This window comes from Actinoplanes missouriensis 431 (assembly GCF_000284295.1).
Classification (GTDB): Bacteria; Actinomycetota; Actinomycetes; order Mycobacteriales; family Micromonosporaceae; genus Actinoplanes; species Actinoplanes missouriensis.
In genome coordinates, this window is record NC_017093.1 from 7,445,849 (window position 1) to 7,459,786 (window position 13,938).

The window sequence follows — 13,938 nt, forward strand, 5'->3', positions numbered from 1 at the left end:
GCGGTTCCCCCTTCGTGGGTCAGCCGGCGTTCTGAAGCTCGTCCGCGAGCGCGGCGATCTCCTCGACCGCGGCGGCGAGTTCCTCGGCGCCCTGCGCCTGCTCCCGGGCCGCCGTTGACGCCTGCCCGGCGAGCTGTTCGGCCTCGTTCGCGGCCGTGGCGATCTGCTCGAGACCGATCTTGACCTCACCGAGCGAGCTGGCGATCTGCATCGCCGACTCCTTGACCTCGACGTTGCCCGCGCGGACCTGCTGCATGTCGCGCTGGATCTCCTCGAGACGTGCGGTGGTGGCCTTCGCGGACTCCGCCTCGGCCAGCGACAGCCGGCTGGTCTCCTCCAGATCGCCGCGTACCTCCACGATCCGGTCCTGCACCGACTTCACCAGGTCCTTGATCCGGTCGGCGTTCTCCCCCGAGTCACGGGCCAGGTTGCGGATGTCGGTGGAGACGACGGCGAAGCCCTTGCCGAACTCGCCGGCCCGCGCCGATTCCACCGACCCGTTGACCGCGAGCATGTTGGTCTGGATGGAGACGTTCGCGATGGCATCGACGATCTTGTCGATCCGGCGGGAGATCTGCTCCAGCTCGGTGACCTTGCGAACGTTCTCGATGCCCTCCCGGGCGCCCTGCCCGATCGCGTCGATCATGGAGTCGACCGACTCCTTGTTCGCGGCCAGCAATTCCAGGATCCCGTCCGAGCGCTCGGCCGCTGATCCGCCGCGCTCCACCGACAGCTGAGCGCCCGTCTCGATCTGGCTGACCAGTTCGGAGGTCTGCTGCCCCTTCTCGGCAGCCGTCCGCGCGCCCGCGTTGATCTCGTTGATCGCCACGTTGATCTGACTGGCCGCCCGGGTGATCTCCTCGACCGCGGCGGAGAGCTCCTCGGCCGACGAGGCGACCTCCTCGGCGCTCTTCGCGATGTCGGTGCTGTTGCGCAGCGTCTCGGAGACCTCGGCCAGCAGATCGGCGGCCTGCTCGCTCTGCCGCAAGGCCTGGGTCTGCTGCGCGACCGTCTGGAGCGACTCCTCGCACGCCGCGGACTGCTGCTCGGCCGCCGCCGCGATCTCCTCGGAGCGGGCCTTGGCCGCGCCTGCCGAGCGCCGGGCCTGCTGTGCCGCGGTGGCCATCTCGACCGCACCAGCCATGATCGTGCCCATGTCGGCCCGGATGGTCTCCAACTGCGAGCTGATGGTCTTGCCCTTGTCGGCCTCGCCCCGGGCCGATTCGGCGGACGTCTGCACCGCCCCGGCGATCTCGGTGACGCTGCTGCGCACCTCGTCGATCAGGTCGCGGATCTGCCGGGCGCTGCGCTCGCTCGTCTCGGCCAGGGTGCGCACCTCGTCGGCGACCACAGCGAAGCCCTTGCCGTGCTGCCGGGCCCGGGCAGCCTCGATCGCGGCGTTCAACGCCAGCAGGTTGGTCTGGTCGGCGATGTGCGCGACGGTCTTGACGATCTCGCCGATCTCGTCGGCCTGCTTCTCCAATTCGGTGATCTTCGCGACCGAGGTGGTCTGCCGGTTCGACGCGCTGGTGACATTGGCGAGCAGGGTGTTGATCCCGATCAGCGTCTCGTTGAGCAGGTTCTGGAGGGTTTGGCTCAGCTCGGCCACCTGCCGGGTGGTCGTCTCCTGCCCCTCGGCCCGTTCCTCGACCTGGTTCATCGCGGCGAGGCTCTGCTGGGTCGCGCCCGATGCCTCCTCGGCGCCGGCCGCGATCTGCTGCATGGTCTCGGAGAGCTGCCGGGAAGCCTCGGCGGCCTGCGCGTTCTGCGCGGAGATCTCGGCGGTGGCGGCGGCGATCCGCTCCGCGGACTGCTGCTGCTTCGCCACCGAACGGGCCTGGCGCCGGCCGGCGTCGGCGTCGCCGCCCCGGGCCGGCGCGGGCCGCGCGGCAGCGGGTGCGGCGGCCGGCCGGGCCCGGGAGGCCTCGGTGGTGCGCCCGGAGGAGGTGCTGGTGAGGGGCATGGGTGAACTCCCATCTGAGTACGGTCGATCCGGCGCATGCGGGGTGCGGTTCGAGTCGCCGCGATCGGGAGCGCGTCGTCCGGTCAGCGCCGGAACATGTGGAAGACGGCCCCTCCGACCAGGCAAATCCTGGCACCGGACGAGCGAACGCCAGGGTAATATCCACCCATTTCGCTGTTTCCTGGCGCACACCCACGTTTACCGGCGGCCGGGCGGGGCAATCGCGGCCCATGAGTGACTCTCAGAGCCGTACCGAAGCGGAGATCGCCGGCGACTACGGTCCCGGTGCGCTCGACGAGCCCAGCACGTACCGTCCGGAGAAGGGTTCCGACGGCGATCCGGGCCTGTCCAGCACCTACGACGCGGGCACCGACACCGAGCAGCTGCGCGACGGCGGTCCGCCGCCCGCCGGTGGCGGCATCATGACCACGACCGGTGGCACCGCCGGGCCGGCCAGCTTCCCGCAGCACGCGCGTACCGGACCGGGGGTCGCCAACACGACGACCGGTGACGCCACCACCGGCGCGCTGCGCACCGAGGACGAATACACCAGCGACGCGGCGGGCTGAGCCGGTCGGATACCGTCATCCGGCTGCCGCGACCACGCGGCGGCCGGGACGACGGGGAGTGCGATGCGGGCACTGGTGCAGACGGTCAGCCGGGCGAGCGTGACCGTCGGCGACGAGGTCGTCGGCGAGATCAAGGACGGCCTGCTCGTCCTGGTCGGCGTGACGCACGACGACACCCCGGCGACAGCGGCCGAACTCGCCCGCAAGACGTGGGAGCTGCGCATCCTCGACGGGGATCGGTCCGCCTCGGACGAGAACGCGCCGGTGCTGGCGGTCAGCCAGTTCACGCTTTACGGCGACGCGCGCAAGGGTCGCCGGCCCACCTGGAACGCGGCGGCGCCGGCCGAGATCGCCGAGCCGCTGATCACCGCGTACGTCGACGCGTTGCGCGCCCGGGGAGCGACCGTCGCCACCGGCCGCTTCCGGGCGCACATGCTCGTGGAGAGCGTCAACGTCGGACCGCGCACGGTCCTGCTGGAGCTCTAGTAGTGCTTTGTCACTTTCGAGTGGCTGATGGTGACTTGTTGACGGTGGGTTGCTGTCGTTGAGGTATGGACGTTGCTGAGGCTGACCGGTTGCGTGACGACTTGGCCGAGTTCGCGTCGGACGTGTTCGCCTCGCTGACCAGGGCCGGCTGGCAGGATCGTGCGGCCGCGTATCTGCAAGGGCTGATGATCGACGGACGGCGTAAGTCGATCCAGCCGATGGCCGCTCGGCTGCAGGGCGTGCATGAGCAGGCGTTGAACCACTTCGTGACCAACAGTCCGTGGCAGGTCGAGCCGGTCCGGCGACGGATCGCCGCGCTGGCCGACCAGGCGATCGTCCCGACGGCATGGGCCATCGACGACACCGGCCTGCTCAAATGCGGCACCGCTTCGCCGTGTGTGGCCCGGCAGTACACCGGCACCGCGGGCAAGGTCACCAACTGCCAGATCGCCGTAAGCGTCAGCATGGTCACCGACACCGCATCCTGCCCCGTGGACTGGCGACTGTTTCTGCCGGAGTCCTGGGATCCCGCCTCACCCAAGGCCACCAGCGATGTCCACAACCGTCGCCGCCGCGCCGGGATCAGCGACGACGTGACCCATCGGGAGAAGTGGCGCCTCGCCCTGGACATGATCGACGAACTGCTGCGATGGGGACATCGCCCGCCGCTGATCGTGGCCGACTGCGGCTACGGCGACGCCGCAGAGTTCCGCCTCGCCCTGACCGAACGCGGGCTGCCCCACCTGGTGCAGGTCAGCGGCAGGCTCACCGCTTACCCGGCCTCGACGATCCGCACGGCCGGGGACTACGCCGGCGTCGGCTCCTATCCCACGCCCCGCTACCAGCAGCCGGCGCCGACCCTCACCGAACTGATCACCACCGGCACCGGCAAAGCCCGGAGAGTGACCTGGCGACCCGGCTCCCGCAGCCGCGGCGGCCGTCCGCTCCTGATGTCCTCGCACTTCGTGTTCACCCGGGTCCGTCCGGCCGGGCGAACCCTGCTGTCCGCGCACCGCGGCGAGGACCCTCCTGAGGCCTGGCTCATCGCCGAATGGCCGCCCGGCAACCCGGAGCCGATCAAGTACTGGCTCTCTGACCTACCCGCCCGGACCGCGAGACGCACCCTGATCCGCTGGGCGAAACTGCGCTGGCGCATCGAACACGACTACCGCGAAGTCAAGACCGGTCTCGGCCTCGACCACTACGAAGGCCGCACCTGGCAGGGATGGCACCACCACGTCACCCTCGTCTCCGCGGCACACATCTTCCTCACCCTGCAACGCCTCGACCCAAAAACCCATGCGCCGGAATGACCCTCTACGCCGTACTCCGACGCCTGCAACTCCTGCTCGTCTACCTCATCGGCGCATGCCCGACCTGCCGAACCCCGTTCCCGCAACGGAAACGAGCCCGCCGACGCGGATCATGACAAAGCACTACTAGGCTCCTAGAAGAACATCCCGCGGCGCTGGGCGGACTGGCGCAGCCACTGATCCAGCCGGCCGGTCCAGTCGATCTGGTCGGCGGTGGCGTAATCCACGTCGAAGCTGCCGAACGAGTCGTGCCCCTCGGTGAAGAGGCCGCCGCGCTTGTCCAGCTCGAGCACCACCTGCAGTTTCTGCGGCGTCGGCAGGAACGTCAGCTCGAGCTGGTTGATGCCGCTCGCGTACGCCGCCGGCGGGTAGAACTCGATCTCCTGGTAGAACGGCAGCTGCTGGTCCACGCCGTAGACCCGGCCCTTCTCCACGTCGGCCCGGCTGAACCGGAAACCGAGACGCAGCAGCGCCTCCAGGATGCGCTCCTCAGCCGGGAGCGGGTGCACGGCCACCGTGTCCAGATCGGACTTGTCGACGGCGCGGGCCACCTCCAGCTCGGTGGTGAGGCCCATCGTCATGCCGTGCAGGTGCTGCCCGTACACCTCGGTGATCGGGGTCTGCCAGGGGACCTCGAACCGGAACGGGACGTCGTGCCGGGCGCCGGACTCCAGCCGGAACGAGCCGGTCAGCCGCTGACGGTGGAACTCCTGGTCGGTCTGGTACTCACTGTCGCCGCTCTCCACCTCCACCCGGGTGATCAGCCCGATCGCGAGGTACTCGATGTCGACCGCGTGATCGCCGCCGACCACGTGAACCGTCCCTTCCAGGAAGCCGCCCGGGTAGGTGTTCGGGTTCGCCAGCACGGTGTCGACCGAAGGCCCACCGACACCCAGCGCCTGCATCATGCGTTTGAAGACCACGGTGATCACCCTTTCTCGGTGCAAGAACAGTATCGGCGCCCGGCAAGCCCTGGTTGTCGGCTTCTCGACGTCAGGGTTCTCCCTGATTCATGCCACCTGGAGGCTGGCCTCACCTCCGCTTAACGCGCCAGCGACGAAGCTTGCTCTCACCGGCACGGAAAGCGGCTGGTACGCACGAGACGTTAATCGCGGGGAGGGGACTCAAGTGGTCCTGGAGATGAAGGCGTCGGAGCAGGTCGTGGTCGAGGAGACCGACGGGGTCGAGGCACTGGCCGACCTGGACGCGACGGACGAGCGCGGAGTCTCCGCTGACCTGGTCCCGGCATCGGCCGCACGCGGCTGCTCACCGCCGTCGAGGAGGTCACCCTCTCGAAGCGCATCGAGGCCGGGCTCTACGCGGAGGAGAAACTCTCCGCCGCCCCGGCCGAGCTGGCGCCCCTGCTCGCCGTCATCGTCGCCGAGGGCAAGGCCGCGAAGAACCACCTGCTCGAGGCGAACCTGCGGCTCGTGGTGAGCATCGCGAAGCGCTACACCGGTCGCGGCATGGCCTTCCTCGACCTGATCCAGGAGGGCAACCTCGGCCTGATCCGCGCGGTCGAGAAGTTCGACTACACCAAGGGCTACAAGTTCTCCACGTACGCCACCTGGTGGATCCGGCAGGCCATCACCCGCGCCATGGCCGACCAGGCCCGCACCATCCGCATCCCGGTGCACATGGTCGAGCAGGTCAACCGCATGGTCCGCTGCCGCCGCGACCTCGCCGTCTCGCTCGGCCGGGAGCCGAGCATCGCCGAGATCGCCACCGCGATGGACGTGCCGGAGTTCCAGGTCATCGAGCTGATCTCGTACGACCGGGAGCCGGTCAGCCTGGACCAGGCGGTCGGCGAGGACGGCGAGAGCGCCCTCGGTGACTTCGTCGCCGCGGTCGACCCGAACCAGCCCGGCGAGGGCGTGGCCCAGGGCGAGCTGCGCAGCGAGGTGGAAATCGTGCTCGCCACCCTCTCCGAGCGGGAGTCGGCGGTGATCCGGCTGCGCTTCGGCCTGGACGACGGCCGGCAGCGCACGCTGGACGAGGTGGGCCGCGAGTTCGGCCTGAGCCGCGAGCGCATCCGCCAGATCGAGAAGGTGACGATGCTCAAGCTGCGCGACCCGGAGCGGGCGTCCCGCCTCGAGGCTTACGCGTCCTGACGTTTCCGCAGTACGGCGTGGGCCGGTCCGATCCGCTTCGGGGGAAGCGGGGACCGGCCCGGCGCCGTTTCTAGGCGCTGCGCAACCGCCGGGGACCGGTGTCCGGGCGGACACCCGCGTCGCCGAACTCGGCGGCCGCGTGCAGCACCGAGTAACCGTCCGGCCGGGCCAGCACCGGGTTCAGCGTGAGCGACCGGACCCGCGGGTGCTCGTCGGCGATCCGCCCGACCCGCAGCAGCAGGTCGATCAGGGCGTCCCGGTCAACGGGCGTCGAGCCGCGGTAACCGTGCAGCAGCGGCGCCGCCCGCGGTTCGTCCACCAGGGCCTCGGCGGCGCGGTCGGTGAGCGGAGCGGCCCGCCAGGCGAGGTCGCCGAGCAGTTCGCTGGCCACGCCACCCAAGCCGAACCCGACGACCGGGCCGAACGCCGGGTCCTCGACGACCTCGATCCGGCAGGCCACACCGGGCGGGACCATGGTCTGCACGAGCACGTCCGGTCCGAAGGCGGTGGACAGTTCGCGGTACGCCACCCGTACGTCGTCCTCGTCGCCGAGCGCGAGGCGCACCGCGCCGAGGTCGATCCGATGGCGCAACCCACCGCCGGCGGCCTTGAGCGCGACCGGGTATCCCAGCTCGCCCGCCGCCAGGACGGCCTCATCGGCGGAGTGTGACAGCGTGGACGGCACGACCGGGATCCGGTAGGCGTCGAGCAGTTCGGTGGCGTCGCCGGCCGTCTCCGCCGCCACGGGGTCCACATCGGACAGCAGCGGCATCACGCCCGGCGGGCGCCGCAGCCAGTCGGCGTAATTGACCACCCGGGCCAGTGCCCGCACCGCCTCCTCCACCGACGGATAGGCCGGCACCCGCGCCGGGACCTGCCCGAACACCATCGTCGCGACGGTCGGTTTCTCGCCCGCGAGGGCCACGCTCGCCAGCGCCGCGGCGAAGTCGGCGTCCTCGTCGGCGTGCTGTCCGGGCACCGGCGGGGCGAAGACCACGACGAGCGCGTCCACGCCCGGGTCGACGGCCGCGTCGGCGAGCGCGTCGGCCAGATCGTGCGCGGTGGCGAGCGGGCTGACGTCCCGGGGGTATCCGCCGGCCACGGTCAGCCCGGCGGCGCGGCAGGCGACGACCGCGAGTTCGGCCAGCGCCGAGGAGTTGCCGACCACCGCGACCCGGCGGCCGGACGGCAACGGCTGGTGAGCGAGGATCATGCCGACGTCGAAAAGTTCCTGAACGGTGTCCACGCGAATGACGCCAGAACGGGCGAAGAGCGCGGTCACCGCGTTCGCGTCCGGTCCCGGCGCGTCACCCGCCAGCCCGGGCGGGCGGGTCGCCGAGGCCACCGCCACGACCGGCTTCACCCGGCTCATCCGGCGGGCCAGCCGGGCGAACTTGCGCGGATTGCCGAACGTCTCCAGATAGAGCAGGACCACGTCGGTGCCCGGATCGTCGCGCCAGAACTGCAGCAGGTCGTTGCCGGAGACGTCGGCCCGGTTCCCGGCCGACACGAAGCTGGACAGTCCCAGGCCACGCCGGTCCGCCTCGGCCAGCAGCGCCACGCCCAGCGCGCCGCTCTGCGCGAAGAAGCCGACCCGCCCGGCTTTCGGCAGCCGGGGCGAGAGCGTGGCGTTCAGCCGGACGCCGGGATCGGTGTTGGCGATCCCGAAACTGCTCGGGCCGATCACCCGCAGGCCCGCCGCGCGGGCCGCCTCCACCAGGCGTCGCTGCTGGCCGGCACCCTCCGGACCGGTCTCACCGAAACCCGCCGAGACCACCACCACGCCACCTGCGCCGGCGCGAGCCGCGTCCGTCCCGGCCTCCGGAACGGCCTCCGCAGGCACGGCGATCAGGGCCAGGTCGATCGGGACACCGGCTTCCGAGGCGCTCCGGTACGCGGGGAGCCCCGCCACCCGGTCGGCGGTGCGATGCACCGGGACGATGGCACCGGAGTACCCGCCGTCGCGCAGGTTGCCCAGCATCGCGGCGCCGATTCCCTGCCCGCTGGCGCTCGCGCCGTAGATGGCGATGCCCCTCGGCGCCAGCAGCCGCGCGATCGAGCGGGCCTCGGTGAGGTGCTCGCGGGACTCCTGCACCTCTCGGGACTTCTCGGTCGGCGCGATCGGGAAGTCCAGGTGGACGACGCCGTCCGCGTACTGGCGCTGCACCTGGAAACCGGAGTCGCCGAAGACCCGCAGCATGCCACCGTTCTCCGGCAGGACCTCGGCGACGAAGCGGGTCACGCCGTTCTCCCGGGCCGCCTCGGCCAGGTGCTCCAGCAGCACCGAGCCGATGCCCCGCCCCTGGTGCGCGTCCTCGACGACGAACGCGACCTCGGCGTCCGGCGAGTCCGGGCCGAGTCGCTCGTACCGCCCGACCGCGGTGATCCGGCCGTCGGCGTCGACTGTCACGAACGCCTCCCGGTCACGGTGGTCGACGTTGACGAAACGCTGCAGGTCACGTTCCGGGATGCGCGGGTACGGCGAGAAGTAGCGCAGGTAACGGGTGCGGTCGCTCATCCGCGAGTGGAAGTCCACGATGGCCGGAGCGTCCTCCGGGCGGATCTGGCGCAGGTGCGCGGTCGAGCCGTCGGCCAGCAGGACGTCCGCGCTTCGCGGGATGGCGGAGTTCTCCACGTCGTCAGTCCCTGGGGTCGTGAGGGTCCAGGCCGTGCAGGGGGAAGACCGCGGTCCGCGTCGCCTGGATCGCCCGGTCCACCGGATCGGTGGTCCCCGGCGCCCATTCTTCCAGCACCGGCGGCACGCCGTCGGACATCGTCTCCGGCACCGGCACGCCGGGCCAGCGCCGGGCGGCGAGCTCGCGCCACCCCTGCGGCGTCCGGGTCTGCGGGGCGAGCGGCTCCCCGCTGGCGACCGCGAGCAGATGGGTCCACGCCCGGGGCACGACCTCGACGAGCGCGTACCCCCCGCCGCCGGTCGCCACCCAGCGGCCGTCGCAGAGCTCGTCGGCGAGCGCGCGGATCGCCACGTACGCGGCGCGCTGCCCGTCCACCGACAGCTTCAGGTCGGCCAGCGGGTCGAGCAGGTGCGCGTCGGCGCCGCACTGACTGACGATGATCTCCGGGTCGAACGCGCGGACCACCGACGGCACGACCGCGTGGAAGGCCCGTAGCCAGGCGGCGTCGCCGGTGCCCGGGGGCAGGGGCACGTTCACCGCGGTGCCCTCGGCGTCCGGCCCGCCGATCTCGTCGGCGAACCCCGTACCCGGGAAGAGCGCGAGCGGCGTCTCGTGCAGGCTGACCGTGAGCACCCGCGGGTCGTTGTAGAACGCCACCTGCACGCCGTCGCCGTGATGGACGTCGACATCGATGTACGCGATGCGCCGGGCGCCGTGCTCGAGCAGCCACGCGATCGCCACGGCCGGGTCGTTGTAGACACAGAATCCGGAGGCCCGGGCCGGCAGCGCGTGGTGCAGGCCGCCCGAGACGTTCACCGCGCGCCGGGCCGCGCCGGTCCAGACCGCCTCGGCCGCCGCGATGGAGGCGCCGCAGATGCGCGCCGACGCGTCGTGCATGCCGTCGAAGACCGGGTTGTCCGGGGTGTTGAGGCCCCAGCCGGTGAAGAACGGATCGATCGGGGCGAGGCGTACGGCGTCCAGATAGTCCGCCCGGTGCACGCGCGTGAGATCGGTCTCACTTGCCGGGCGCGGCGTGACCATCCGGACGGCCGGACGGTCCAGCACGCCGAGTTCCCTGGCCAGCGCCATGGTCAGTTCGACCCGTACCGGATTGAGCGGATGGTCGCCCATGTCGTAGTCGAGCAGGGCACTGTCCCAAACGACCGCCGTCGTCTCGTCCGCCATGTGGACATGGTCCCATGACCGATGTCCCCCGGTCGGGGACGACGTGTCGTTAGCACACCTGTTCCGCAGTCGGGTAGGGTCACCGGGCACTTGCTCGGGGCGGATGTCAACCCCCCGCCGCGCGGTATTATCGCTGCTGGGAGGCCCGCATCGTGAACGATCTCGTCGATACCACCGAGATGTACCTGCGCACCATCCTCGAACTCGAGGAAGAAGGTGTGCCCGCACTCCGAGCCCGCATCGCCGAACGCCTGCACCAGAGCGGTCCCACGGTCAGCCAGACCGTCGCCCGGATGGAACGTGACGGTCTGCTGACCGTCGAGGGTGACCGTCATCTGGTGCTGACCGACGCGGGCCGCGCCAACGCCGTCGCCGTCATGCGCAAGCACCGGCTGGCGGAGCTTCTGCTCGTCAACGTCATCGGCATGCCCTACGAGGAGGCCCACGACGAGGCCTGCCGCTGGGAGCACGTGATGAGCGACTCCGTGGAGAAACGCGTCTACGAGCTGCTCAACAAGCCGACCCGCTCGCCGTACGGGAACCCGATTCCCGGGCTGGAGGAGCTGGGCGCGCCCGACGAGAGCCAGATCGACGCGGCGGTGAGCCACGGCGAGCGCAATCTGGCCTTCCCGGGCCTGACCGGCAGCGTCGTGGTTCAGCGCATCTGCGAGAGCGTGCAGACCAACGCGGATGTGTTGCGCCAGCTGCATGCCGCCGGCATCGATCCGGGTACGACGGTGACCGTCGCCCAGGAACGGGACGGCGTCACCATCGACAAGTCCGGCGACAAGATCCGCCTCCCGCGTGAGGTGGCGTCCCGGGTGTTCGTCGCGGCGCACTGAGGCGTGTCCGGCCCGCCGAGGGCCGGACCGTGCGCGAAGGCGTCCAGCCCTGCGGGGCCGGACGCCTATCCGTCGGTGGTGTTCATCGCCTGCGCCAGGGCGAAAAGCTTGCCGTTCATGGCCTTCACGGCCGCCGCGTCGGCGCCCTTCTCGAAGGTGAACTTGAGCGTCTGCAGCTGCTTGGCCTCGCTCAGCCAGCCGATCTCCACGGTCGGCCCGTGGCCGTCCTTGGCCTTGCCGGTCAGCCGATAGGCGGCCTTGCCCAGTTTCTTGAGCTTGGTCGCCTTCGCCGGCATCCGCTCCTCGAGGAAGATCTCGGCGTCCACCTTCGTCGTATCGACGACGGAGAGTGACAAGTCGGGCCACTCCTCGTCGATGTTCTGCACCACGCAGGTGGACGTCTCGTCGACCTGGCCGGAGGCGGCCACCGAGAACGTGACGCCGATCCTCTCCTCGATGAACGCCCAGTCCCAGAGGATGCAGGCGCCACCGGCGGAAGCGGCGGGCGGGGCCACGACCTCCACCGGGGGCAGCGATGCCGCGGCGGGCTTCTCATCGCGCGGACCGCACCCGGAGACGACGAGCAGCACGGCGACGGCCGGCATGGCGAGACGCGTACGCACTGAGATCCTCCCGAGTCCGCGCACACCTTATTGGGCGCGGGGCAGGAGCGGAAGGCCCGGGATCGCGATCACTGTCCGTTCAACTTGACGACCCCTGTCAAGTATCGCAGGATGGGCGTATGGACGCCCTCGCCGAGCAGTTGCTCCGCCTCGTCGACGTGCGCCTGCTCGACCCGTTGGAGATCCTGCTGGAGGACGACGGGATTCCCGGTGGGCTGCGTACCGTGCTGCGCCACCGGGCGGCGGCGTGGGCCGACACCATCGAGCACAGCGACGACGCGACGGCCGTCCGCACGCTCGCCCGGCTGATGGCGACGCTCTATCCGGAGGAGCACGCGTTCGCCCCGCCGGCCGACTGGTGGCGCACGCCGCTCGGCCAGGCCGTCGTGCGCCGGGTCGGTCATCCCTATGCGGAGACGGTGTCCTACGCAACGGCCGGCGCCATGCTCGGCATCAGCCGCCAGGGGGTACATGATCTTGTGCGCCGTGGCCGTCTGCCCCGTCATCCCGATGGTGGCGTTCCGGTCAGCGCGGTCCGCGACCGCCTGCTGACCGGGCCACCGCCCCCTTCCGACCCGTCATCGACCGATCCGCCACCGCTCTGAGGGCGGCTGGGCGCCGCCACACAAGGCACTGGGAGCCTCAATGATCAACGACCGCCTCATCGACGCCGGCGAGCTGCCCATCGCCGTCCGCGACTTCGGTGGCGACCAGCCGCCGCTGCTGCTCCTGCACGGCGCCGGGGCGAACCTCGCGCACATGACCACGCTGGCCCGTGCGCTGCGGCCCCGGCACCGGGTGATCACCGTCGACCTGCGTGGCCACGGCCGCTCCGGCGACGGCCCGTGGACCTGGGACGCGGCGCTCGCCGACCTGGCCGCCGTGTGCGTACAGATGGAGCTCGACCGGCCCGCGGTGGCCGGGCACTCGCTGGGCGGGATGATCGCCGCCCTCTGGGCCCAGCGGCACCCGGAGACACCCGGCGTGGTGAGCCTCGACGGCAACCCGCCGCCCACCTCCCCGGCGCACCTGCCCGGCCTGCCCGAGGAGAAGGCGATCGGCGAGCTGGCCCGGCTGCACGCCGTCTTCGACGCGATCGAGGCCACGGCCGGCCAGGTCATCCCCGCCGACCAGCTGCCCGACCTGGTGGAGCGCCAGCAGATGGCGGCCCGCGACATGGGCGCCAACGAGAAGGTCTGGATCGAGGGCTTCCGGCGCAATCTGGTGCATGTGGACGGTGAGACCTCGATCCGTCCGTCCGCGCAGGCGACGGCCGAGCTGCGGGCGCTGATGAACTCGCTGGACCTCAGCCCGGTGTACGCCGCGACCACCTGCCCGGAACTGGTCGTGCTGCCGACCCGCAGCCTGCCCGAGCAGGAGCCGTTCGCGGAGCTGTACGAGGCGCACCGCCGGTTCCTGGTGGAGCAGGCGCGATCGGTGCCGCACCTGCGTTACCTGTCGCTCGCCGACGCCTCGCACGCCATGGTGATCGAGCAGCCGACCGTGCTCGCCTCAGTCATCAGCGACTTCCTGGCCCAGCACCGCTGATCGATTCCGGTCGCCGGCGGCGGGAGTGCCGGCGGCAGGGATGTCGCCTGCGGCGGGCTTCAGCGGCCTTGCGGCGCCCGAGGCGGCCAGGCCGACGGCCAGGGCGCCCAGCACGACGAGCAGCGCCTGGCGCATACCGACAATGTCCAGCGCGTCCTGCGCGGCGGGCGCCCGGGAGAGCCAGCCGGCATAGGCGAAACCGTTCATCGCGAACGCGACGCCGACGGCGACCTTGGCGGAGTTCAGGCGCTGATCGACGTCTGCCACTTCTCGAATTTACTCGAAATCGGACAGTGACATCGACACTATATTGATCACCACGATTGCCAGGCCGATCAGCGCCGGCCAGAGCACGGCGCCGGTGAAGGCGCCCACCGCGCTGTCCCGCCGGGACCGGCGCTGGTGCCACTGACCGAGCAGGATCACCGCGAGCAGCCCGGCGCCGGCGAGCGACCACGCGACGGCGACGTTCCGCACGAACGGCATCGCCAGCAGGACCGCCAGCCAGATCCCGAGAGATTGAACAAGCCCACCGGCTACCGCATCAGTCTTCCGCACGTGGTCCCCGCCTCGCCGATGTCTGGACGCGATGCAGTGTGCCCCACTTGATCAACCAACCGTGCCCGGACGGCAGGATGCCTCCCCCCGGACCGGGTGGGAGG

At 70.9% G+C, this 13,938-nt stretch carries 13 protein-coding genes and 1 pseudogene; 7 read left to right on the forward strand and 7 right to left on the reverse strand.

Features of this window, described 5'->3' with window-relative positions; translation table 11 throughout:
• Positions 1–19: 19 nt before the first annotated feature.
• Entirely contained in the window at positions 20–1,963 is a 1,944-nt protein-coding gene (locus tag AMIS_RS45105) for a methyl-accepting chemotaxis protein (protein WP_014446982.1), read from the reverse strand.
• 230 nt (positions 1,964–2,193) lie between these two features.
• On the opposite strand from AMIS_RS45105, the gene AMIS_RS33900 reads away from it, so the two are divergent.
• The 3 genes from AMIS_RS33900 to AMIS_RS33910 all read left to right on the forward strand — a co-directional run bounded on the left by AMIS_RS33900 (position 2,194) and on the right by AMIS_RS33910 (position 4,331).
• Positions 2,194–2,532, forward strand: coding sequence for a hypothetical protein (locus AMIS_RS33900; protein ID WP_014446983.1), 339 nt, complete (start codon positions 2,194–2,196; stop codon positions 2,530–2,532).
• A 63-nt stretch (positions 2,533–2,595) separates the two neighbouring features.
• On the forward strand, positions 2,596–3,018 hold the full coding sequence (gene dtd / locus AMIS_RS33905; RefSeq protein ID WP_014446984.1) for a D-aminoacyl-tRNA deacylase: 423 nt from the start codon (positions 2,596–2,598) through the stop codon (positions 3,016–3,018).
• A gap of 65 nt (positions 3,019–3,083) precedes the next feature.
• Entirely contained in the window at positions 3,084–4,331 is a 1,248-nt protein-coding gene (locus AMIS_RS33910; protein ID WP_014446985.1) for an IS701 family transposase, read from the forward strand.
• 134 nt (positions 4,332–4,465) lie between these two features.
• On the opposite strand, the gene AMIS_RS33915 is transcribed toward AMIS_RS33910, so the two are convergent.
• Complete coding sequence (locus tag AMIS_RS33915; RefSeq protein ID WP_014446986.1) at positions 4,466–5,254, reverse strand: sporulation protein; 789 nt, start codon at positions 5,252–5,254, stop codon at positions 4,466–4,468.
• 217 nt (positions 5,255–5,471) lie between these two features.
• Between AMIS_RS33915 and sigB the strand changes: the two are divergent.
• Positions 5,472–6,442: pseudogene (sigB, locus tag AMIS_RS33920) on the forward strand (RNA polymerase sigma factor SigB).
• A 70-nt stretch (positions 6,443–6,512) separates the two neighbouring features.
• Here sigB and AMIS_RS33925 read toward each other — a convergent pair.
• Positions 6,513–9,077, reverse strand: coding sequence for a bifunctional acetate--CoA ligase family protein/GNAT family N-acetyltransferase (locus AMIS_RS33925; RefSeq protein ID WP_014446988.1), 2,565 nt, complete (start codon positions 9,075–9,077; stop codon positions 6,513–6,515).
• Between the two features lie 4 nt (positions 9,078–9,081).
• Complete coding sequence (locus AMIS_RS33930) at positions 9,082–10,263, reverse strand: acetoin utilization protein AcuC (protein ID WP_014446989.1); 1,182 nt, start codon at positions 10,261–10,263, stop codon at positions 9,082–9,084.
• A gap of 149 nt (positions 10,264–10,412) precedes the next feature.
• On the opposite strand from AMIS_RS33930, the gene AMIS_RS33935 reads away from it, so the two are divergent.
• Positions 10,413–11,105 (forward strand): metal-dependent transcriptional regulator, encoded by a 693-nt coding sequence (locus AMIS_RS33935; protein ID WP_041830235.1) that lies wholly within the window; start codon positions 10,413–10,415, stop codon positions 11,103–11,105.
• Positions 11,106–11,170: 65 nt separating this feature from the next.
• On the opposite strand, the gene AMIS_RS33940 is transcribed toward AMIS_RS33935, so the two are convergent.
• The gene (locus AMIS_RS33940; RefSeq protein ID WP_231859150.1) at positions 11,171–11,728 is read right to left on the reverse strand and encodes a hypothetical protein; all 558 of its coding nucleotides are present in this window, start codon (positions 11,726–11,728) and stop codon (positions 11,171–11,173) included.
• A 119-nt stretch (positions 11,729–11,847) separates the two neighbouring features.
• Between AMIS_RS33940 and AMIS_RS33945 the strand changes: the two genes are divergently transcribed.
• Together AMIS_RS33945 and AMIS_RS33950 are read left to right on the forward strand one after the other, a co-directional pair.
• The gene (locus AMIS_RS33945; RefSeq protein ID WP_014446992.1) at positions 11,848–12,333 is read left to right on the forward strand and encodes a hypothetical protein; all 486 of its coding nucleotides are present in this window, start codon (positions 11,848–11,850) and stop codon (positions 12,331–12,333) included.
• A gap of 40 nt (positions 12,334–12,373) precedes the next feature.
• Positions 12,374–13,276 carry an alpha/beta fold hydrolase gene (locus AMIS_RS33950; protein ID WP_014446993.1) on the forward strand — a complete coding sequence of 301 codons (903 nt, stop codon included), beginning with the start codon at positions 12,374–12,376 and terminating at the stop codon, positions 13,274–13,276.
• Here AMIS_RS33950 and AMIS_RS43130 read toward each other — a convergent pair.
• Together AMIS_RS43130 and AMIS_RS33960 are read right to left on the reverse strand one after the other, a co-directional pair.
• Positions 13,241–13,543, reverse strand: a complete 303-nt coding sequence (locus AMIS_RS43130; protein WP_014446994.1) for a hypothetical protein — start codon at positions 13,541–13,543, stop codon at positions 13,241–13,243. The two genes, AMIS_RS33950 and AMIS_RS43130, sit on opposite strands and share 36 nt — an antisense overlap.
• Positions 13,544–13,552: 9 nt before the next feature.
• A complete protein-coding gene (locus AMIS_RS33960) occupies positions 13,553–13,834 on the reverse strand; it encodes a hypothetical protein (RefSeq protein WP_014446995.1) in 282 nt (93 codons plus the stop codon).
• Between the last annotated feature and the right edge of the window lie 104 nt (positions 13,835–13,938).

Coding starts and splice junctions, on each gene's coding strand:
- dtd (WP_014446984.1), top strand. CDS start 2,596: ATGCGGGCACTGGTGCAGACGGTCAGCCGGGCGAGCGTGACCGTCGGC.
- AMIS_RS33910 (WP_014446985.1), top strand. CDS start 3,084: ATGGACGTTGCTGAGGCTGACCGGTTGCGTGACGACTTGGCCGAGTTC.
- AMIS_RS45105 (WP_014446982.1), bottom strand. CDS start 1,963: ATGCCCCTCACCAGCACCTCCTCCGGGCGCACCACCGAGGCCTCCCGG.
- AMIS_RS33930 (WP_014446989.1), bottom strand. CDS start 10,263: ATGGCGGACGAGACGACGGCGGTCGTTTGGGACAGTGCCCTGCTCGAC.
- AMIS_RS33950 (WP_014446993.1), top strand. CDS start 12,374: ATGATCAACGACCGCCTCATCGACGCCGGCGAGCTGCCCATCGCCGTC.
- AMIS_RS33945 (WP_014446992.1), top strand. CDS start 11,848: ATGGACGCCCTCGCCGAGCAGTTGCTCCGCCTCGTCGACGTGCGCCTG.
- AMIS_RS33900 (WP_014446983.1), top strand. CDS start 2,194: ATGAGTGACTCTCAGAGCCGTACCGAAGCGGAGATCGCCGGCGACTAC.